The sequence below is a fragment of the Mycobacterium sp. 852002-53434_SCH5985345 genome, assembly GCF_001667155.1.
Taxonomy (GTDB): Bacteria; Actinomycetota; Actinomycetes; order Mycobacteriales; family Mycobacteriaceae; genus Mycobacterium.
Genome location: NZ_LZIE01000007.1, coordinates 1 through 19,385 on the forward strand (window position 1 = coordinate 1; position 19,385 = coordinate 19,385).

The following is a 19,385-nucleotide window of genomic DNA, read 5'->3' on the forward strand; positions in this document are numbered from 1 at the left end:
CGGGCCAGCCGCGCCGCGGTGTAGACCCCGTCATGCGGATCGCTGGGGTTGGACGGCTTGTTCTCCTTGCCGTCGGAGAGCAGCACGATGCGGGCCGGCGGCGGGGTGTCACCCCCGGTGATCGCGGTGGCGCTCACCGCGTGCAGGGCGGTGAAGATGGCCTCGCCGGTGGCCGTGCTGTCGGCGAAGTCGAGCTTCTTCAGGGCGTCGATGGTCGCCTGGTGCTGCGGGGTCGGCGGCACGAGCAGGTACGGCGTGCCCGCGAAGCCGACCAGCCCGAGGTTGATGCCGGGCGTCAGCTGGCTGGCGAACTGGCTGGCCGCCTCCTCGGCGGCCTTGAGCCGGTTCGGTGGGACGTCGGTGGAGGCCATGGACTCCGACACGTCGATGACCAGCATGACGACCGCGCGGTTGAGCGGGATCCGGACGTCGGAGGTCGGCCCGGCCATCGCGGTGGTCAGCAGCACCAGCGACACGGCCAGCAGGATGGTCGGCACGTGCCGCCACCGGCTGGGGTGCGCCGGTGCGACCCGCTCGAGCACCTCCATGTTCGCGAACCGCAGCACCCTCCGGCGGCGGGCGAACTGCAGCACGACGTAGAGGCCCAGGACCAACAGAACGAGCAGCAGGAACAGGAAGAACCACGCGTTCTGGAAGCCGGTGACCGAGACGGGGCCCAGCAGGGGCAGCTTCATGTGCAGCCACACTATGCGCGAACTGTGGACCGCGCACGGCCCGCCGGGTCAGCCGGCGACGAGGTCGCGGCGCTGCGTGAACTTGATGTCGAGGCTGCGCAGGTGGGTCTGCAGCCCGGCGTCCTGGATCGGGATCAGGTGTGCGGGCTGGTCGGTCTCGTTGTAGTGGGCGTGCCACATGCCCGGCGGGGTGGTGAACGCGCAGCCGGCCCGCCAGTCCACCCGGGTCGGGTCGACGATGTCGCCGTGCTCGTCGAGGCGGGTGCCCAGCAACGTGTAGCAGCCGCTGGCCGGCGCGTCGAGGATGAGGTCGAGGGCCACCGACTGGTGCCGGTGCGGGCGCTGCACCTGGTTCGGGGGCAGCACGCCGAACATGGCCCACAGGACGTGGGTGATGGTCAGCGTCTGTTCCTGGTTGGCGTTGGCCAGCAGCACGCTGACCCGGCTCTTCTCGTTGGCGCCAGGGCGCGACGCGATCTCCTCCAGCTTGGCCACCGCATCCGAGCGGCGGAACTTGGTCGCCCGGAACCGCGGCTGCGTCGCTTCGGCGCCGAGGTATCGCATCAGCGGCTCGTCGTGCACCCAGTACATGGCGGTGTCGGCAGCGGCGTAGAAGACCGAGCGGGTGCCCGCGGGAAGGGTGAGGAAGTCGCCCTTCTCCCACTGCACCAGGTGGCCGTCGACCGCGGCGAAGCCGCGCCCGTAGAGCACGTAGTACAGCTGCGAGGTGGCGTTGGGGCTGGTGTCGACCTGCTCGCCCGGCCGGATGCGCACGAAGTTGGCCAGCAGCGCGGGGCTGGTCGCCGCGCCGGTCTCGATCTGCAGTTCCTTGGACAGATCCAGCGGAATCACCCCGGTGGGCTGGTCGGTGTAGACATCAGCATCGAACCGGGTAACCGGAACCTGCGGGACGTGTCCCGAGCCGATGGGGTTGGCGGCCTTGGAGTATTCGAAATACTCGGCGTCGGAGGCCCAGTCCTGGAAGCGACCTTCGAAGCCGTACTCGGCCACGTTGATCATCGGCGCGGGAATCGTCGGATCCAGGTTCGGGGTCAGGGCGGTTTCGGTGACGGACATTTCGCGTCTCCTTCGGACTGCTCGCGGGCTTCGTCGCTGCATCTCATGTTTCTTTCGTATCTATCTTGTATCTCAGTTGTCGCCCTGTCAAGGGTGGCGGTGGTGTACGGTCACGACACTGCTGGGATACGACTTAGCTACCGGAAGGCTGGATGGCAACGAGTGACCCGCGGCCGGGCACGGCCAAGGACCGCGCGCTGGATTACGTCAAGACGCAGGTCCTCACCGGCGCGTTCCCGGGCGGGGAGCTGATCAGCGAGGGTGACGTGGCCACCGCCCTTGGGATGTCGCGCACCCCCGTGCGCGAGGCGTTCCTGCGGCTGGAGGCCGAGGGGTTGCTGCGTCTGTACCCGCAGCGCGGCGCCCTGGTGGTCCCCGTTTCGCCCGACGAGGTTCGCTCGGTGATGGAGGCGCGGCTGCTGCTGGAGCAGTTCGCCGCCACCAAGGTGGTGGGCCGCGGGCCCGCGGCGTGCGCCGCGGTTTTCGAGCGACTGTCGGGCGAGCTGCTACGGCAGGGTGCCGCCGTCGACCGGTCCGACTGGGCCGAGTTTCTCGACGCCGACCGTGCCTTCCACGCCGTCACGCTGGCCGAGTCGGGGAACGCCATCTTGTCGGGTTTCTATGGGTCCCTGCGGGATCGGCAGATGAGGATGATCGGCGAATCGGCGCTGCGCGAGCCCGACCGGGTGACGACGATCCTCGACGAGCACCGCGAAATCGCCGAGGCGCTGCGCGACGGCGACGCCCAGCGCGCGCTGCGCGCGGTGCAGACGCACCTGGCCGGCACGGTGCGCGCGATCGGGCTCGCGGCCGACCTGAACTGACTTCCACACGAATTGTGTTAGAAGTCCGTATTTTCGGGGAAATCCTTCTCGCAGATGGCGCCCACCCCGGGTGCCGTTACGACAGGAGCTGAAATGGTCGGATCCATCATCCTCGCCATCATCGTGGGCGCGATCGTCGGTGTGGTCGCTCGCCTGGTGATGCCGGGGAAGCAGAACGTCGGCATGATCATGACCGTCGTGATCGGCGCCGTAGGCGGTTTGATCGGCTCGGCGGTCGCCAGCCAGTTCGGATACCACAACGCCAACGGTGGCATCGCGTGGGTTCCGTTCTTCATCGGAGTCGGCGCCGCGATCGTCCTGATCGCGCTCTACGAAGCGCTGACGGGACGTCGCACCGGCACGCGCCTCACCCGCTGAGCCGAAAGCTGCGCCGCGCGCCCGCTTTTCGGGCGAGCGGCGTCAGCCTGCGATGAGCACGGCGTAACGCGGTTTGATCACGTCGTCGATGATCGCCAGCCGCTCGTCGAACGGGAGGAACGCCGACTTCATCGCATTGATGGTGAACCGCTCGAGGTCGCTCCAGCCGTAACCGAAAGCCTCGACCAGTCGGCACATTTCAAGGCTCATCGTGGTATCGCTCATCAGCCGGTTGTCGGTGTTCACGGTGACCCGGAACCGGGTGCGGGCCAACAGGTCGAATGGGTGGTCCGCAATGCTTTTCACCGCGCCGGTCTGCACGTTGGAGCTCGGGCACAGCTCCAACGGGATTCGCTTGTCCCGCAAAATCGATGCCAGCCGGCCGAGCCGAACCCGGCCGTCGCCGAGGACTTCGATATCGTCGACGATGCGCACGCCGTGGCCCAAGCGGTCGGCGCCGCAGAACGCGATCGCCTCGTGGATGGACGGCAGACCGAACGCCTCCCCCGCGTGAATGGTGAAGCGCGCGTTGTGGTCTCGCATGTACTCGAAGGCGTCCAAGTGCCGCGTCGGCGGGTTCCCCGCCTCGGCGCCGGCGATGTCGAATCCGACAACCCCCTTGTCCCGGAACCGGATTGCCAGCGCGGCGATCTCCCGGGACACTGCTGCGTGCCGCATGGCCGTGACCAGCAGCCGCACCACGATCGGCCGGCCCGCGGCGGCGCAGGCCTTCTCGCCGTCGGCGAAGCCGGCCAGCACGGCGTCGACGATCGCGTCGAAGGACAGCCCACGGTCGATGTGCAGCTCGGGCGCGAATCGGATCTCGGCGTAGACGACCGAGTCGGCGGCCAGGTCCTCCACGCATTCGTAGGCGACGCGATGCAGAGCGTCGGACGTCTGCATCACCGCAACGGTGTGCGAGAACGGCTCCAGGTAGCGCTCCAGCGAGCCGCTGTGCGACTGGGTGCGAAACCAGGTGGCCAGCTCGTCGACGTCGGTGGTGGGCAGCCCGTCGTAGCCGGTCTGGCCGGCGATCTCGACCACGGTCGACGGGCGAAGCCCCCCGTCGAGGTGATCGTGCAGCAGCGCCTTGGGCGCCTTCTTGATCTGCTCGAGTCCCAGGGGTGTGGTCACTTGACGATCCGATCGATGATCAGCGGCCGCGAGACCGGTGGCGTGTCGCCGATGCTGTAGCCGCCGTCCAGTTCGGCCAGCGCCGCGGCGAAGCGCTCCGGGGTGTCGGTGTAGAGGGTGAACAGCGGCGCGCCCGCCGCGACCGGTTCGCCGGGGCGGCGGTGGATCCGGATGCCGGCGCCGGCCTGCACCCGTTCGCCCGGACGGGACCTGCCCGCGCCGAGCCGCCAAGCCGCCAGCCCCACTGCCATCGCGTCGATATCGCCCATTGTGCCGCCCCGGGCGGCGGTCACGGTGTCGGAATGCGCACCGATCGGCAACGGAACCGACAAATCGCCGCCCTGCGCGGCGATGAGCCGGCGGAACCGGTCCATCGCGGTGCCGTCGCGCAGCGTCTCGGCGGGGTCGCGACCGTCGACTCCGGCCAGCTCGAGCATCTCGGCGGCCAGCCGCAACGTCAGCTCGACCACGTCGGGCGGGCCGCCGCCGGCCAGCACATCCAGCGACTCGGCGACCTCGACGGCGTTGCCCACGGTCGCGCCCAGCGGGCCGTTCATGTCGGTCAACAGCGCGCGGGTGGGCACCCCGTGCGCCGCACCCAGCTCGACCATGGTGTGGGCCAGCTCGCGGCACCGGTCCGCGGAGCGCAGCAGCGCCCCCGCACCGACCTTCACGTCGAGCACCAGCGCGCCGGTCCCCTCGGCCAGCTTCTTGCTCATCACCGAGCTGGCGATCAGCGGCAGCGACTCGACGGTGGCGGTGACGTCGCGCAGGGCGTACAGCTTGGCGTCGGCCGGCGCCAGCTCTCCGGCCGCGAAGATGGCGGCGCCCACATCGCGGAGTTGGTCGCGCACCCGCCGGTTGGACAGGGCGGCGGTGAACCCGGCGATGGACTCGAGCTTGTCCAGGGTGCCGCCGGTGTGCCCCAGGCCCCGCCCCGACGCCTGCGGCACCGCGGCGCCACAGGCGGCCACGACGGCCACCAGGGGCAGGGTGATCTTGTCCCCCACGCCACCCGTGGAGTGCTTGTCCACGGTGGGCTTACCCAGGTCGTGGAAGTCAAGCCGTTCGCCGGACGCCAGCATCGCCGCGGTCCAGCTGGCGGTCTCGCCGCGGTCCATGCCGCGCAGGAAGATCGCCATCAGCAGCGCCGACATCTGTTCCTCGGCCACCCGGCCGCGGGTGTAGGCGTCGACGACCCATTCGATGGCGGCGTCGGACAACCGGCCGCCGTCGCGCTTGGTTCGGATCACCGTCGGCGCGTCGAATGCCGGCCGAGTCACGGGGTCGCCTGCGGTCTCAGGGCGCGGTCACGTTCTCTTTGACGAACGACGCCAGCGCGCCGACCAGCTGGCCGGAGAACGGCAGCGGCTTCGTATAGCCGGTCGCGGCTCCGCTCGGGTCCTCCTTGAGGACATGATTGACGCCGGTCAGGTGGACGTAGTCGGTCTTGGTGGCCGCCCCGGCCAGCCCGGAGGCCAGGTGGTCGACGTCCTGGCAGGTGATCTGGCGGTCAGCGTCGCTGCAGGTGAGCAAGACCGGCATGCCCCGGGGCAGCTTGGCCGCAAGGGCCACCGGGTCGAGCGCGTCCTCCTCCAACAGGGCCCGCGCGTTGGCGGCGTTGATGATCGGCCGCAGCCCCGGGGGCTCGTTCGGCGGGACCTGCCCGGTGTCGCGAAATTCTTGGATGGCGCCATCGACCGCCGCGGTGCTTTCGGCGGCCTGCGCGGCGGTGAGGCGCCCGGCCTGCACCGCCGCGTCGGCCTGGGCGTGGGCCTGCTCGGATACGAGGTCAAGCAGGCGCCGGCTCGCCGGTTCCACCAAACCGAGGGCGCGCACCGGGGGGACGATCCCGAGCGCGGCGGTGGCCAACGTCAACGCGTACAGGGCGCCCTCGCTGTGCCCCACCACCATCAGGCGCGACCGGTCGATGCCGGGTTGCCCGGCGAGAAACTGCAGCGCCGCGGTCGCCTCGCCCTGGAACGCGCCGATGTCGACCTTCCCCGGGTCCGCCGCGTAGGGGCCCAGGCCGGTCTGACCGGTGCCGAGCTTGTCGTAGCGCAACGTGGCGACGCCGTCGTCCGAGAGCGCCTGCGCCAGGTTGCGCAGCGTGTCGACCTGACCCGGCATCAAAGCCGAGTCGCCGTTGCGGTCCGTCGGCCCGCTGCCGGCGATCAACAGCGCCGCCGGCACCGTGGCCCGCCCCGCCGGGTGACGGAACGTGCCGTACACCGTCATGTCCGCCACCGAGAACGACACCGCGTCGTCCACCCACCCCGCCTGCCCCGCCGAAGCAGTCGGCGACGGCGGCCTCGCGGCGGGCGGTTCCGACGCGCAGCCCGCCAAACACGGGCCGGCCGCGATAAGCGCGGCGCCCAGCACCACGGGCGCGATGCGGCGCCCCGTGCTGAGGCCGATCATCGGCGCCCCCGCTCCACGTCGGCGGCGCCGAAGGCGTCGGGCAGCAGCTCGCCAAGGCGGCGGGGCCCGGCCGGATCATCGATCAGCAACTCGGGGCCGCCGTGCTCGAGAAGTACCTGGCGGCACCGCCCGCACGGCGTCAGCGGGAACCCCCGCCCGTCGACGCAGGCCAGTGCGATCAGCCGGCCGCCGCCGGTCGTGTGCAGGGCGCACACCACGCCGCATTCGGCACAGAGACCAAGGCCATATGAGACGTTCTCCACATTGCAGCCGGTGACCACGCGACCGTCGTCGACCAGGGCGGCCGCCCCCACCGGGAACCGCGAGTAGGGCGCGTATGCCGCCGCCGCGGCGCCGATTGCCTTGTGGCGCAGCGTGTTCCAATCGACATCCGGCATACCTGACCCCGCTTCGCTCATGCCACGTGAGACTGCCACCCTAACCCTGACACGCGACTTCGCTTGGCGGACTGCTCGGCACGGGGCGTCGCCGCGCCGGGTTAGGCTGAACTGCGTCGATGTCAGAAGGTGGTGAGGACTGGGTGACCACACAGGCGACAACCGCGGATCCGGCAAAAGAATCTGCACCCTCGCGCAGGCGGCGTCCACCCCGGACCCTGTATCGGGGCGACCCGGGCATGTGGTCGTGGGTGTTGCATCGCATCAGCGGCGCGACCATCTTCTTCTTCCTGTTCGTCCACGTGCTGGACGCCGCGATGCTGCGGGTCAGCCCGCAGACCTACAACGCGGTGATCCACGACTATCAGACCCCGGTGGTCGGCCTGATGGAGTACGGGCTGGTGGCCGCGGTGCTCTTCCACGGGCTGAACGGCATCCGCGTCATCCTCATCGACTTCTGGTCCGAGGGCACCCGCTACCAGAAGCTGATGTTCTGGATCGTCGGCGTCGTGTTCCTGCTGCTCATGGTTCCGGCCGGGGTCGTCACCGGCATCCATATCTGGGAGCACCTCCGATGAGCGCCCCCGACCTGCAGCTGGGCCGGGGCCAGGTGGCCCCGGTGCACCAGCGCAGCCACGACCGGCCGGCCAGCCTCGACAACCCGCGTTCGCCGCGCCGCCGGGCGGGCATCCCGAACTTCGAGAAGTTCGCGTGGCTGTTCATGCGGTTCTCCGGCGTCGCGCTGATCATCCTGGCCGTCGGCCACCTGTTCATCATGCTGATGTGGGACAACGGCGTTTACCGCATCGACTTCAACTACGTGGCGCAGCGCTGGGCCTCGCCGTTCTGGCAATTCTGGGATCTGGCGCTGTTGTGGCTGGCGCAACTGCACGGCGGCAACGGCCTGCGCACCATCATCGACGACTACAGCCGCAAGGACAGCACCCGGTTCTGGCTCAACAGCCTGCTGCTGCTGTCGATGGGATTCACGTTGGTGCTCGGCACCTATGTGCTGGTGACATTCGACCCGAATATCGGAGGCTGACCGGTGATCCAGCAACACCGCTACGACGTGGTGATCGTCGGCGCCGGCGGCGCGGGCATGCGCGCGGCGGTGGAAGCCGGCCCACGCGTGCGGACCGCGGTGCTGACCAAGCTCTACCCCACCCGCAGCCACACCGGCGCCGCCCAGGGCGGGATGTGCGCGGCGCTGGCCAACGTCGAGGACGACAACTGGGAATGGCACACCTTCGACACCGTCAAGGGCGGCGACTACCTCGCCGACCAGGACGCGGTGGAGATCATGTGCAAGGAAGCCATCGACGCGGTGCTAGACCTCGAGAAGATGGGGATGCCGTTCAACCGCACCCCCGAGGGCCGCATCGACCAGCGCCGGTTCGGCGGGCACACCCGCGAACACGGTAAGGCCCCGGTGCGCCGGGCGTGTTACGCAGCCGACCGCACCGGACACATGATCCTGCAGACCCTCTACCAGAACTGCGTCAAGCACGACGTGCAGTTCTTCAACGAGTTCTATGCGCTGGACCTGGTTTTGACGGAGACGCCGAGGGGCCCTGTGGCCACCGGCGTGGTGGCCTACGAGTTGGCCACCGGCGAGATCCACGTCTTTCACGCCAAGGCCGTGGTCCTCGCGACCGGCGGGTCGGGCCGGATGTACAAGACCACCTCCAACGCACACACGCTCACCGGTGACGGCATCGGGATCGTGTTCCGCAAGGGACTCCCGTTGGAGGACATGGAGTTTCACCAGTTCCACCCGACCGGTCTAGCGGGGCTGGGCATCCTGATCTCCGAAGCGGTGCGCGGCGAGGGCGGCCGGCTACTCAACGGCGAGGGCGAGCGGTTCATGGAACGCTACGCGCCGACGATCGTCGACCTGGCGCCGCGCGACATCGTCGCCCGCTCGATGGTGTTGGAGGTACTGGAGGGCCGCGGCGCCGGCCCGCACAAGGACTACGTCTACATCGACGTCCGCCACCTCGGCGAGGACGTGCTCGAGGCCAAGCTGCCCGACATCACCGAGTTCGCCCGCACCTATCTGGGCGTAGACCCCGTGCACGAGCTGGTCCCGGTCTACCCAACCTGTCACTACGTGATGGGCGGCATCCCCACCACTGTCACCGGACAGGTGTTGCGGGACAACACTTCTACGGTGCCGGGCCTGTATGCGGCCGGCGAATGCGCGTGCGTGTCGGTGCACGGGGCCAACCGGCTGGGCACCAACTCGCTGCTGGACATCAACGTCTTTGGCCGCCGCGCCGGCATCGCCGCCGCTGACTACGCCGATGGGCACGACTTCGTCGACATGCCGCCCAATCCGGAGGCGATGGTGGTCGGCTGGGTCGGCGACATCCTGAACGAGCACGGCAACGAACGGGTGGCCGACATCCGCGGCGCGCTGCAGCAGTCGATGGACAACAACGCCGCCGTGTTCCGCACCGAGGAGACGCTGAAGCAGGCGCTGACCGACATCCACGCACTCAAGGAGCGCTACTCCCGAATCACCGTGCACGACAAGGGAAAGCGCTTCAACAGCGACCTGCTGGAGGCCATCGAACTGGGCTTCCTGCTGGAGCTCGCCGAGGTCACCGTGGTGGGCGCGCTGAACCGCAAGGAATCCCGGGGCGGGCATGCCCGGGAGGACTACCCGAACCGCGACGACGTCAACTACATGCGCCACACCATGGCCTACAAGCAGGGCACCGATCTGCTGAGCGACATCGCGCTGGACTTCAAACCCGTCGTGCAGACCCGCTACGAACCGAAGGAACGGAAGTACTGATGACTGCAGGCGAGTCCGCCGAACCCCGCGTGGAGCCGCCACTTCCGCCCATCTCCGAGGGGGCGGTGATGGTGACGTTGAAGATCGCGCGATTCAACCCCGACAATCCCGACGCCTTCGCGGAAACCGGTGGCTGGCAAAGCTTTCGGGTGCCGTGCCTGCCGAGCGACCGGCTGCTCAACCTGCTGATCTACATCAAGAGCTACCTGGACGGCACGCTGACCTTCCGGCGCTCCTGCGCCCATGGGGTGTGCGGCTCGGACGCCATGCGCATCAACGGCGTGAATCGGCTGGCCTGCAAGGTGCTGATGCGCGACCTGCTGCCAGGAGAGCGGCGCAAGGCCAAGAAAGGTGGGCTGACCATCACGGTCGAACCGATCCGCGGCCTGCCGGTGGAGAAGGACCTGATCGTCGACATGGAGCCGTTCTTCGACGCCTACCGCGCGGTCAAGCCGTACCTGGTCACCAGCGGGAATCCGCCGACGCGGGAACGCATTCAGAGCCCCACCGACCGCGCCCGCTACGACGACACCACCAAGTGCATCCTGTGCGCTGCCTGCACCACCAGCTGCCCGATCTTCTGGCACGAGGGCAGCTACTACGGCCCCGCCGCGATCGTCAACGCGCACCGCTTCATCTTCGACAGCCGCGACGAGGCGGCGGCCGAACGCCTCGACATCCTCAACGAGGTGGACGGGGTATGGCGGTGCCGCACCACCTTCAACTGCACCGAGGCCTGCCCGCGCGGGATCCAGATCACCAAGGCGATCCAGGAGGTCAAGCGCGCGCTGATGTTCACCCGCTGACCAGCCCGGCGGGTCAACAAAGTTCGTGATGACTAGTTCGGTTGCCCCCCAACCGTTTTGCCTGATACATCGCCGCATCGGCGGCGGTGATCAGCTCGCTTAGAAGAGCTTGCGGTTCGACCGCGGTGTCGTCGAGGCGGGCGCACGCGGTGCCGATGCTGGCGGTGACTCCCGCGGTCGAGGCCGCGATCGCCCGGCACATCCGCGCGGACAACGACTCGGCGTTGCAGCCGGCCGAAGTGCCGGCCAACAGGAATTCCTCACCGCCGCTGCGCGCCGCCACCGCCTGATCGTCGGCGGCGGCCAACAGCGCCTGGGCGACTTGGACCAGAGCGTGGTCGCCGGCGGCGTGGCCGCACCTGTCGTTGAGGGCCTTGAAACTGTCGAGATCGATCAGCATGACCACGAGGTGCGAGTCGATGCCCCGGCGCGCCAGGATCATCCCGAGCGCCTCGTGCTGGAATGCACGCCTGTTGAGCAGGCCCGTCAACGGATCGCGGTCCGCGGTCAGCAGGTCTCCCGACAGGGCGCGCACCAGGACTCGGATCGCCAACGGCAGCGCGATGTTGACCTCGATCACCAGCCACAAATCCACCCCGGCCAGGCTCGGGTGCCCGGATCGCGCCAGCGACAACGCCTCCCAGGATCCGACGGCGGCGGCGACCGCGAAGTTGTACAGCACGAATCCCGTCGTGTGGAAGAAGGCCATGTAGGCGCCGAAGGTCGCGAAAGCGATGCACCCAATCAGGGCGGCCAGCGGGTTCGGGTGCGCCAGACACGCCAGGGCGACCGCGATGTTGCACGTGACGGCGAAGGCGACCGACTGCCGGCGGGTGGGCCAGCGCCACACCCACAACAGCACTCCCGCGACCCCGCCGGCGACGGCAACCCACATCATCGCCACCGGGACCTGCCCGCGCGGGCCATCCGAGCCGGCCAGCAGCGCGAGCAGGCACAGCACCATCGACGCGGCGATGGACGCCATCACGGCCCGGGTTGCTCCGCTGAGGCGCCGCGAAGCGAGGTAACCCGAGAGCCAGTCATACTGGTCGGCCCGCCACCATGGGGTGAACAGCGCGGTCATCGTCGGCTCCCCATCGCTACCACTGATCCTCGATGTCGAGTGGCTAGCGGCATGCTACGACGCTCGCGCGGTCGACGAGGCGGATTGCCGCCTCTTAGCGGGGACGCCTACCGCGCGGTGGCCTTCGTCATCGCGGTCGGTTTCGGGCATCTCGGTCGCGGGTTGCTCGTCGGCCGGGGACTGGCTGGCACCGCCGGGCGTGCTCGACGGGCTGGGCGACCTGAAGCCGGTGTCCGTCTGGGGCCGGTCGCGCCGCCCGTGCCTTACGCGCCGCCGGCCGCACCCTGTTGGCGTCCCTCGTATGGCGGCACCGCGCTTCCCGTGTCCTGCGGAGGCAACTCGCCCGTTCCGCCGTAGGTGTCCGACGCCGTCGAATCGCTCATGGGCGGATTGGCGTCTTCGTCGACCGTTCCGACGGGACGGTCCGCGCGGCCCGGCTCGGGCGTGTCCGAACCGGTGTCGCGCGCGCCGCCGCCAACCTCGGGATCATCGAAGTGTTCCAGCCGCGGATTCTCGGACTGCTGATCGTTTTGAGAGGTCATCTCAGTCTCCTCACCCTCTCATCGCGCCGCACCAGATCGCGGCGCCGATGGGAGACGGGTTACCCGAGGCGACCATGGGGAAACGCTCGCGGGCGCGCCCGTCACACTTGTCCGACCCGTCTCGTCTTCAGGGGTATGACACAGAAAACCCGCATCGAGCCCCTGTCCCCCAAGCGCGCCGGGCTGCTGACCCGCGCCATGTACCGGATCGCCAAACGGCGCTACGGCCAGGTACCCGAGCCCTTCACCGTGACCGCCCACCATCGCAAGCTGATGATCGCCGGCGCCGTGCACGAGACGATGATCGACCGGGCGTCCAAGGTGCTGCCGGTCAGCGTGCGCGAGCTCGCCGTCCTGTGGACCGCGCGCAGCGTCGGTTGTTCCTGGTGCGTCGACTTCGGGTCGATGCTGCAGCGCCTGGACGGCCTCGACATCGAGCGGCTCAAAGAGATCGACAATTACGCCACCTCAACGGCGTTCACCGACGACGAGCGCGCCGCGATTCGCTACGCCGACGCGATGACGACCGATCCGCACACCGTCACCGACGAGCAGGTCGCCGACCTGAGGGCCCGGTTCGGCGATGCCGGCGTCATCGAATTGACCTATCAGATCGGCGTGGAGAACATGCGGGCCCGGATGAACACCGCGCTGGGCATCACCGAGCAGGGCTTCAACTCCGGGGATGCCTGCCGCGTGCCCTGGGCTAGCGAGACCGCAGCGGAGAGCCGGTGAACTTGTCCGGGTTGGCGATATCCCAAAGCGCGCAGACCTTTCCGTCACGCACCGTGAACACCATGATCCGCGGCAGCATCTCCCGGTAGCCGTCCGACGCGGGGCAGCCGGCCGTGTAGACGCCCAGTTCGCCGTTGACCAGCCCCAGCTCATACGAGCTGAACATCGCCGATCCGTAGCGCTGCGCGAGGCCCAGCATGAACCGGACCACCTTGTCCGGGCCGCGGATGGTCTGAACGGCCGTGGGGGCCTTGCCATTCGAATCGCCGGTAAAGGTGACGTCGGGATGCAGCAACGAGACCACAGTGTCCAGGTCGCCGGCGGCCATGGCGGCCAGCAACCGGCCGACGACCTCGTCGTGCGACGGGTCGGGCTTTGGCGGCGGTTCCGCCGTGACGGCCTTGCGGGCCCGCGACGCCAGCTGCCGGGCGCCGGCCTCGCTGGTGCCCAGCACGTCGGCCACTTCAGCGAAGGGCACCGCGAACCCGTCGTGCAGCACGAAGGCGACCCGCTGGTCGGGCGACAGGCGTTCGAGCACCACCATCGCCGCGAACCGGGCGTCCTCGCGGGCCACCACGGCGGCCAGCGGATCAGCGGGGTCGAGCCCGGTCACCACCGGCTCCGGCAGCCAGTTGCCGGTATAGGTCTCGCGCCGGTGTGCGGCCGAGCGCAGCTTGTCCAGGCCCAGCCGGCTCACCACCGTGGTCAGCCACGCCCGCGGATCGGTAATGGTGGCTTCCCGCCCGTCGAAGCGCAGCCAGGCTTCCTGAACGATGTCCTCGGCGTCGGCCACCGTGCCGGTGAGCCGGTAGGCGACTGCCATGAGGTGCGGCCGCAGCGCTTCGAAGAGTGAGACCTGTTCGGTCCCGGTCATATCCCGAGCCTAGCGTGAAGACGGCGAGCGCCGGAACGGCGCGAGTAACGAACCGCGCCATAAAGCCGAGCGCTACGCTCACGGTCACCATGACAGAACACTTGTGGCTGCACTTCGCCCGGCACGGCGCCGGCATCGCGCCGCCGGTCATCGTCCGCGGCGACGGCGTGACCATCTTCGACGACCGCGGCAAGAGCTACCTCGACGCGCTGTCCGGGCTGTTCACCGTGCAGGTCGGCCACGGGCGCACCGAACTCGCCGAGGTCGCCGTGCGACAGGCGAGCACGCTGGCGTACTTCCCGCTGTGGGGTTACGCCCACCCGACCGCTATCGAGCTCGCCGAGCGCCTTGCCCACTACGCCCCGGGTGATTTGAACCGGGTGTTCTTCACCACCGGCGGCACCGAGGCCGTCGAGACCGCGTGGAAGCTGGCCAAGCAGTACTTCAAGCTGACCGGAAAACCCGCTAAGCACAAGGTGATTTCGCGGTCGATCGCCTACCACGGCACCACCCAGGGCGCCCTCGCGATCACCGGCCTGCCTTCCTACAAGGCGCCGTTCGAACCGGTGACGCCCGGCGGATTCCGGGTGCCCAACACGAACTTCTACCGCGCGCCCGACCCGTTTGCCAACGACCCCAAGGCGTTTGGGCAATGGGCCGCCGACCGGATCGCCGAGGCGATCGAGTTCGAGGGCCCGGCGACCGTCGCCGCGGTGTTCCTGGAACCGGTGCAGAACGCGGGCGGCGCCATTCCCCCTCCCCCGGGCTATTTCGAAAGGGTGCGGCGGATCTGCGACGAGTACGACGTGCTGCTGGTCTCCGACGAGGTGATCTGCGCGTTCGGCCGCATCGGGTCGATGTTCGCCTGTGACGACTTCGGCTACGTGCCCGACATGATCACCTGTGCCAAGGGGCTGACGTCCGGCTACTCTCCCCTGGGCGCGATGATCGCCAGCGAGCGACTGTTCGAGCCGTTCAACGACGGCAAGACCACGTTCCCGCACGGCTATACCTTTGGCGGACACCCGGTTTCGACGGCCGTGGGGCTGGCCAACCTCGACATCTTCGAGCGCGAGGGCCTCAACGACCGCGTCAAGCAACACGCGTCCGGTTTCCGCGCCATCCTGGAGAAGCTGTACGACCTGCCCATCGTCGGCGACGTGCGCGGCGAGGGCTACTTCTACGGCATCGAGCTGGTCAAGGACAAGGCGACCAAGGAAACGTTCAGCGCGGAAGAATGCGAGCGCGTGCTGCACGGGTATGTGTCGCCAGCACTCTTCGAAGCGGGCCTGTATTGCCGCGCCGACGACCGCGGCGATCCCGTCGTCCAGGTGGCGCCGCCGCTCATCAGCGGCCAGGCCGAGTTCGACACCATCGAATCGGTATTGCGCGGCGTGCTCGCGGAGGCGTCCAACAAGATTTAGCGGCGCTTCACCGCGTCGGCCGCAACCAGAACCTCCCGAGAATGCGCCGCCGTCGGGTTGCTCACCATCCGGGTCACCGCGTTGCACAGCCAGGTGAGCGCTTCCCGCAGGCCGGCGTCGGACGTGGCGTCACGATGTTGCTGCAGTTCGGTCAGCACGCCTTCCAGGCCGGAGCGCCGTACCTGCGTCGCCTTCTCGACTTCCTTGACCAGCTGTTGCAGCGACCGCGGAGCATCGCGGTTCCGCCGCAACCGGGACCAGAGACGATCGGTGTGAATGGCGGGCCCTCGGTCTCGGCGGGAAGATTCGTTGCTGTCACGCTGACGGCATGCCCAGCGTAATGGCTCGGCGGCGTTCCCGCGCGATCCGGCGGCTTCGCAACTTCCGTACCACCAGTCACAGCGCGGCTCCCTCGAATCGAGCCTGTGATCGCCTAGTCTGCACAAGCAATGAACTTCCTACGCCCCGCATCGTGCCTGGCAGCGGCCGTTTTCCTGATCGCTGCCCCGGTGACGCTGGCCGCCCCCGCCGCCCATGCCGAGCCCGGCGCCGGACCCAACGCCGCACCCGCGAACTGCCCCTTCAAGGTGAACACCCCACCCGCAGTGGATTCGTCGGAGGTTCCGCAGGCCGGTGACGCGCCGATCCCGCTGGCGGTGCCCCCCAAGCCGGTCGGCGGCGAGGCGCTGGCCGGCTGCGGCATCGTCGCCGCCCCCGATACACCGGCGCTGCCCACCGACGTCTCCGCCGACGCCTGGCTGGTGGCGGACCTGGACAGCGGCGCGGTGATCGCGGCCAGGGACCCGCACGGGCGGCACCGCCCCGCCAGCATCATCAAGGTGCTGGTCGCGATGGCATCCATCAATGCGCTCAACCTGAACAAGTCGGTGCCCGGCACCGCCGACGACGCGGCCGCCGAGGGCACCAAGGTCGGCGTCGAAGAGGGCGGGGTGTTCACCGTCAACCAGCTGCTGCACGGCCTGCTGATGCACTCCGGCAACGACGCCGCGCACGCGCTGGCCATGCAGCTCGGCGGCATGCAGCAGGCCGTGGAGAAGATCAACGTGCTGGCCGCCAAGCTCGGCGGCAAGGACACCCGGGTGGCGACACCGTCCGGGCTGGACGGCCCCGGCATGAGCACGTCGGCCTACGACATCGGCCTGTTCTACCGCTACGCCTGGCAGAACCCGACGTTCGCCGACATCGTCGCGACGCGGACGTTCGACTTCCCCGGTCACGGCGACCACCCCGGCTACGAGCTGGAAAACGACAACCAGCTGCTCTACAAGTACCCGGGCGCGCTGGGCGGCAAGACCGGCTACACCGACGACGCCGGCCAGACCTTCGTTGGCGCGGCGAACCACAACGGGCGCCGCCTGATGGCCGTCCTGCTGCACGGGACGCGGCAGCCGATCGCCCCGTGGGAGCAGGCGGCGCACCTGCTGGACTACGGATTCAGCACGCCGCAGGGCACGCAGGTCGGCAACCTGATCGAACCCGACCCCTCGCTGGCACCCGCCAAACGCGACAGCGCGGCCGACCGGCAAGGCAACGGCGCGCAGGCCGCGGGGCTCATCCCGTCGGCGGACGCGCTGCCGATCCGGGTGGGCGTCGCCGTCATCGGAACCATCATCGTGTTTAGTTTGATCATGGTCGCACGCTCGATGAACCGCCGACCGCAACACCGGTGAGATCGCGGCCCACCCGATCGCCGCGGGGATTGCTGGTCGGGCTGACCGCCGCCAGCATCGGCATCATCTACGGCTACGACCTGTCCATCATCGCCGGCGCGCAGCTGTACGTCACCGAGGACTTCGGCCTGTCCACCCGGCAACAGGAGCTGCTGACGACCATGGTGGTGATCGGCCAGATCGCCGGGGCGCTCGGGGCGGGTGTGCTGGCCAACGCGATCGGGCGCAAGAAATCGGTGGTGCTGCTGCTGGTCGCCTACGCGGCGTTCGCGCTGCTCGGTGCGCTCTCGGTCTCGCTGCCGATGCTGTTGGCGGCGCGGGTCCTGCTGGGCCTGACCCTCGGCGTGGCGGTGGTGGTCGTGCCGGTCTACGTCGCGGAATCGGCCCCGACGGCGGTGCGCGGGTCGCTGCTGACCGCCTATCAGCTGGCCATCGTCAGCGGGCTCATCATCGGCTACCTGACCGGATATCTGCTGGCCGGGACCCACAGCTGGCGCTGGATGCTGGGGCTGGCCACGGTGCCGGCAATGTTGTTGCTGCCGTTGCTCATTCGCGCGCCCGACACGGCCCGGTGGTACGTGCTGAAGGGCCGGCCCGACGAGGCCCGCGCGGCGTTGCTGCGCGTGGAACCCGACGCCCGGGTCGACGAGGAGCTCGCCGAGATCGGCCGCGCGCTGAGCGAAGGGAGCGGCGGCTGGTCCGAGATGCTGCGCCCGCCGTATTCGCGGGCCACCGCCTTCGTGGTCACGCTCGGTTTCCTGATCCAGATCACCGGTATCAACGCGATCATCTATTACAGCCCACGGATATTCCAGGCGATGGGCTTCACCGGCAACTTCGCGCTGCTGGCGCTGCCGGCCGTGGTCCAGGTCGCCGGGTTGGCCGCGGTGGGGGCGTCGCTGCTGCTCGTCGACAGGGTGGGCCGGCGCCCAATCCTGTTGTCCGGCATCGCCATGATGATCGCCGCCGACGTCGTGCTGATGGGCGTGTTCGGGCGGGGCATCGGCGGCGCGGCACTCGGGTTCGCCGGCATACTGCTGTTCATCATCGGCTACACCATGGGGTTCGGCTCCCTGGGCTGGGTGTACGCCAGCGAGAGCTTCCCGTCCCGGTTGCGGTCCATCGGGTCGAGCACGATGCTCACCTCCAACCTGGTGGCCAACGCGATCATCGCCGCCGTCTTCCTCACCATGCTGCATTCCCTCGGTGGCGCAGGCACTTTCGCGGTATTCGCCGGCCTGGCGGTGGTCGCGTTCGTCGTCGTCTACCGGTTTGCGCCCGAGACCAAGGGCCGCCAGCTGGAGGAAATCCGGCACTTCTGGGAGAACGGCGGCCGATGGTAGTGATCGCCGCGGGCACCATGGTGCTCGACGGGCAGGTCCGCCGGCCGGGCTGGCTGCAGACGGACGGCGGGCGAATCGTGGCCTGCGGCGCGGGCGTCCCGCCCAGCCCGGCCGACGCGCACTTCCCCGACGCCACCGTGGTGCCCGGGTTCATCGACATGCACGTGCACGGCGGCGGCGGCGCCTCCTACACCGAGCGCGACGGTATCACCGGGGCGGCGGAATTCCATCTGCGGCACGGCACCACGACGACGCTCGCCAGCCTGGTGACCGCCTCGCCCGCGGAGTTGCTCGCCGGCGTGCGTGCGCTGGCCGAAGCCGCCCGGCACGGCACGGTCGCGGGCATCCACCTCGAGGGGCCGTGGCTCTCCCGGGCCCGCTGTGGGGCGCACGACCCGGCCCAGCTGCGCGACCCGGACCCGGCCGAGATCGACGCCGTGCTCGACGCGGGCGGCGGCGCGATCCGGATGGTCACCCTGGCGCCCGAGTTGCCGGGGGCCGACGAGGCGATCCGGCGCTTTCTCGGCGCCGGAGTGATTGTGGCGGTTGGGCATACGGACGCCACCTACGAGCAGACCGAACACGCCATCGCGCTGGGTGCCACGGTGGGCACCCACCTGTGCAACGCGATGCCGCCGCTGCACCATCGCGAGCCGGGGCCGGTACTCGCCCTGCTGCGCAACCCGGGAGTCACGGTCGAACTGATCGCCGACGGCGTGCACGTGCATCCGGCCGTCGTGCGCGCGGTGATCGGGGCGGCGGGGCCCGAACGGGTCGCCGTCGTCACCGACGCCATCGCCGCGGCCGGCCGCGACGACGGGGCGTTCCGCCTCGGCGCGGTGGCCGTCGACGTGGTGTCCGGTGTGGCGCGGGTGCGCGGGACGTCGACGATCGCGGGCAGCACCGCCACCATGGACCGGCTGTTCCGCGCCGTGCATGCCGATGCGGGACTGGCCGTCGCGGCGCAGACGACTTCGGCGACGCCGGCGGGGGCGCTCGGCCTCGAGCGGGTGGGCAGCCTGCGCGCCGGCTACGACGCCGATCTCGTTGTGCTGGACCGCGATCTGCGGGTCAGCGCGGTCATGATTCGGGGCGACTGGCGGGTGACTGCCTAATCGGTGTCACGTCATGCGGCCCTGCCGCGTCATAGAGGTGA

The 19,385-nt window shown here is 69.3% G+C and carries 20 protein-coding genes and 1 pseudogene; 11 read left to right on the forward strand and 10 right to left on the reverse strand.

The features are described 5' to 3' along the window. Both A5756_RS00795 and A5756_RS00800 read right to left on the reverse strand, forming a co-directional pair. On the reverse strand, nt 1–695 hold a 695-nt coding region (locus tag A5756_RS00795), incomplete at its 3' end, for a VWA domain-containing protein (protein WP_066945903.1). A 48-nt stretch (nt 696–743) separates the two neighbouring features. After that, nucleotides 744–1,772, reverse strand: coding sequence for a cupin domain-containing protein (locus A5756_RS00800; protein ID WP_066945367.1), 1,029 nt, complete (start codon nt 1,770–1,772; stop codon nt 744–746). Between the two features lie 152 nt (nt 1,773–1,924). Here A5756_RS00800 and A5756_RS00805 point away from each other — a divergent pair, with 152 nt between their 5' ends. Next, on the forward strand, nt 1,925–2,596 hold the full coding sequence (locus A5756_RS00805) for a GntR family transcriptional regulator (RefSeq protein ID WP_066945370.1): 672 nt from the start codon (nt 1,925–1,927) through the stop codon (nt 2,594–2,596). Between the two features lie 93 nt (nt 2,597–2,689). Continuing rightward, complete coding sequence (locus A5756_RS00810) at nt 2,690–2,974, forward strand: GlsB/YeaQ/YmgE family stress response membrane protein (protein WP_066945373.1); 285 nt, start codon at nt 2,690–2,692, stop codon at nt 2,972–2,974. 42 nt (nt 2,975–3,016) lie between these two features. Here A5756_RS00810 and A5756_RS00815 read toward each other — a convergent pair whose 3' ends face one another. The 4 genes from A5756_RS00815 to A5756_RS00830 are packed head-to-tail and all read right to left on the reverse strand — an operon-like array spanning nt 3,017 to nt 6,927. Beyond that, nucleotides 3,017–4,108 (reverse strand): adenosine deaminase, encoded by a 1,092-nt coding sequence (locus A5756_RS00815; protein ID WP_066945376.1) that lies wholly within the window; start codon nt 4,106–4,108, stop codon nt 3,017–3,019. Then, complete coding sequence (locus A5756_RS00820; RefSeq protein WP_066945379.1) at nt 4,105–5,391, reverse strand: thymidine phosphorylase; 1,287 nt, start codon at nt 5,389–5,391, stop codon at nt 4,105–4,107. The genes A5756_RS00815 and A5756_RS00820 overlap by 4 nt, the downstream gene beginning before the upstream one ends. A gap of 16 nt (nt 5,392–5,407) precedes the next feature. Further along, nucleotides 5,408–6,529, reverse strand: coding sequence for an alpha/beta fold hydrolase (locus A5756_RS00825; RefSeq protein WP_066945382.1), 1,122 nt, complete (start codon nt 6,527–6,529; stop codon nt 5,408–5,410). After that, a complete protein-coding gene (locus A5756_RS00830; protein ID WP_066945386.1) occupies nt 6,526–6,927 on the reverse strand; it encodes a cytidine deaminase in 402 nt (133 codons plus the stop codon). The genes A5756_RS00825 and A5756_RS00830 overlap by 4 nt, the downstream gene beginning before the upstream one ends. Nucleotides 6,928–7,166: 239 nt before the next feature. On the opposite strand from A5756_RS00830, the gene sdhC reads away from it, so the two are divergent. The 4 genes from sdhC to A5756_RS00850 are packed head-to-tail and all read left to right on the forward strand — an operon-like array spanning nt 7,167 to nt 10,536. Beyond that, on the forward strand, nt 7,167–7,505 hold the full coding sequence (gene sdhC / locus A5756_RS00835) for a succinate dehydrogenase, cytochrome b556 subunit (protein WP_066945389.1): 339 nt from the start codon (nt 7,167–7,169) through the stop codon (nt 7,503–7,505). Then, nucleotides 7,502–7,972: a succinate dehydrogenase hydrophobic membrane anchor subunit gene (locus A5756_RS00840; RefSeq protein WP_066945393.1), complete on the forward strand. Its 471-nt coding sequence runs from the start codon at nt 7,502–7,504 to the stop codon at nt 7,970–7,972. Before sdhC ends, A5756_RS00840 begins: the two co-directional genes overlap by 4 nt. 3 nt (nt 7,973–7,975) lie before the next feature. Continuing rightward, nucleotides 7,976–9,730, forward strand: coding sequence for a succinate dehydrogenase flavoprotein subunit (gene sdhA / locus A5756_RS00845; RefSeq protein ID WP_066945395.1), 1,755 nt, complete (start codon nt 7,976–7,978; stop codon nt 9,728–9,730). Then, on the forward strand, nt 9,730–10,536 hold the full coding sequence (locus A5756_RS00850; protein ID WP_066945397.1) for a succinate dehydrogenase iron-sulfur subunit: 807 nt from the start codon (nt 9,730–9,732) through the stop codon (nt 10,534–10,536). Before sdhA ends, A5756_RS00850 begins: the two co-directional genes overlap by 1 nt. A gap of 13 nt (nt 10,537–10,549) precedes the next feature. Here the strand turns inward: A5756_RS00850 and A5756_RS00855 are convergent, their stop codons facing one another. Then, nucleotides 10,550–11,620: a diguanylate cyclase gene (locus tag A5756_RS00855; RefSeq protein ID WP_066945399.1), complete on the reverse strand. Its 1,071-nt coding sequence runs from the start codon at nt 11,618–11,620 to the stop codon at nt 10,550–10,552. Between the two features lie 263 nt (nt 11,621–11,883). Beyond that, nucleotides 11,884–12,162: a hypothetical protein gene (locus tag A5756_RS00860; RefSeq protein ID WP_066945401.1), complete on the reverse strand. Its 279-nt coding sequence runs from the start codon at nt 12,160–12,162 to the stop codon at nt 11,884–11,886. Between the two features lie 101 nt (nt 12,163–12,263). On the opposite strand from A5756_RS00860, the pseudogene A5756_RS00865 reads away from it, so the two are divergent. Continuing rightward, nucleotides 12,264–12,897, forward strand: a pseudogene (locus A5756_RS00865) (carboxymuconolactone decarboxylase family protein); the annotation flags it as partial. Here A5756_RS00865 and A5756_RS00870 read toward each other — a convergent pair. Next, a complete protein-coding gene (locus tag A5756_RS00870; RefSeq protein ID WP_066945405.1) occupies nt 12,869–13,771 on the reverse strand; it encodes a sigma-70 family RNA polymerase sigma factor in 903 nt (300 codons plus the stop codon). The pseudogene A5756_RS00865 and the gene A5756_RS00870 overlap by 29 nt on opposite strands. A gap of 59 nt (nt 13,772–13,830) precedes the next feature. Here A5756_RS00870 and A5756_RS00875 point away from each other — a divergent pair, with 59 nt between their 5' ends. Continuing rightward, a complete protein-coding gene (locus A5756_RS00875; protein WP_082959966.1) occupies nt 13,831–15,195 on the forward strand; it encodes an aspartate aminotransferase family protein in 1,365 nt (454 codons plus the stop codon). On the opposite strand, the gene A5756_RS00880 is transcribed toward A5756_RS00875, so the two are convergent. After that, entirely contained in the window at nt 15,192–15,416 is a 225-nt protein-coding gene (locus A5756_RS00880; RefSeq protein WP_066945907.1) for a hypothetical protein, read from the reverse strand. The genes A5756_RS00875 and A5756_RS00880 overlap by 4 nt on opposite strands. Nucleotides 15,417–15,644: 228 nt before the next feature. On the opposite strand from A5756_RS00880, the gene A5756_RS00885 reads away from it, so the two are divergent. From A5756_RS00885 to nagA, 3 genes are read left to right on the forward strand one after another with little or no spacing between them, the layout of a single operon-like run. Beyond that, nucleotides 15,645–16,886 (forward strand): D-alanyl-D-alanine carboxypeptidase family protein, encoded by a 1,242-nt coding sequence (locus A5756_RS00885; protein WP_066945412.1) that lies wholly within the window; start codon nt 15,645–15,647, stop codon nt 16,884–16,886. After that, entirely contained in the window at nt 16,883–18,229 is a 1,347-nt protein-coding gene (locus tag A5756_RS00890) for a sugar porter family MFS transporter (protein ID WP_066945415.1), read from the forward strand. Before A5756_RS00885 ends, A5756_RS00890 begins: the two co-directional genes overlap by 4 nt. Then, entirely contained in the window at nt 18,223–19,344 is a 1,122-nt protein-coding gene (gene nagA, locus A5756_RS00895; RefSeq protein WP_066945418.1) for an N-acetylglucosamine-6-phosphate deacetylase, read from the forward strand. The genes A5756_RS00890 and nagA overlap by 7 nt, the downstream gene beginning before the upstream one ends. Nucleotides 19,345–19,385: the final 41 nt, after the last annotated feature.

Excerpts from the sequence above, each read along its gene's own strand:
- A5756_RS00800 (WP_066945367.1), bottom strand. The coding sequence starts at position 1,772 with ATGTCCGTCACCGAAACCGCCCTGACCCCGAACCTGGATCCGACGATT.
- A5756_RS00805 (WP_066945370.1), top strand. The coding sequence starts at position 1,925 with ATGGCAACGAGTGACCCGCGGCCGGGCACGGCCAAGGACCGCGCGCTG.
- A5756_RS00810 (WP_066945373.1), top strand. The coding sequence starts at position 2,690 with ATGGTCGGATCCATCATCCTCGCCATCATCGTGGGCGCGATCGTCGGT.
- A5756_RS00825 (WP_066945382.1), bottom strand. The coding sequence starts at position 6,529 with ATGATCGGCCTCAGCACGGGGCGCCGCATCGCGCCCGTGGTGCTGGGC.
- A5756_RS00830 (WP_066945386.1), bottom strand. The coding sequence starts at position 6,927 with ATGCCGGATGTCGATTGGAACACGCTGCGCCACAAGGCAATCGGCGCC.
- sdhC (WP_066945389.1), top strand. The coding sequence starts at position 7,167 with ATGTGGTCGTGGGTGTTGCATCGCATCAGCGGCGCGACCATCTTCTTC.
- A5756_RS00840 (WP_066945393.1), top strand. The coding sequence starts at position 7,502 with ATGAGCGCCCCCGACCTGCAGCTGGGCCGGGGCCAGGTGGCCCCGGTG.
- A5756_RS00850 (WP_066945397.1), top strand. The coding sequence starts at position 9,730 with ATGACTGCAGGCGAGTCCGCCGAACCCCGCGTGGAGCCGCCACTTCCG.
- A5756_RS00855 (WP_066945399.1), bottom strand. The coding sequence starts at position 11,620 with ATGACCGCGCTGTTCACCCCATGGTGGCGGGCCGACCAGTATGACTGG.
- A5756_RS00860 (WP_066945401.1), bottom strand. The coding sequence starts at position 12,162 with ATGACCTCTCAAAACGATCAGCAGTCCGAGAATCCGCGGCTGGAACAC.
- A5756_RS00870 (WP_066945405.1), bottom strand. The coding sequence starts at position 13,771 with ATGACCGGGACCGAACAGGTCTCACTCTTCGAAGCGCTGCGGCCGCAC.
- A5756_RS00885 (WP_066945412.1), top strand. The coding sequence starts at position 15,645 with ATGAACTTCCTACGCCCCGCATCGTGCCTGGCAGCGGCCGTTTTCCTG.
- nagA (WP_066945418.1), top strand. The coding sequence starts at position 18,223 with ATGGTAGTGATCGCCGCGGGCACCATGGTGCTCGACGGGCAGGTCCGC.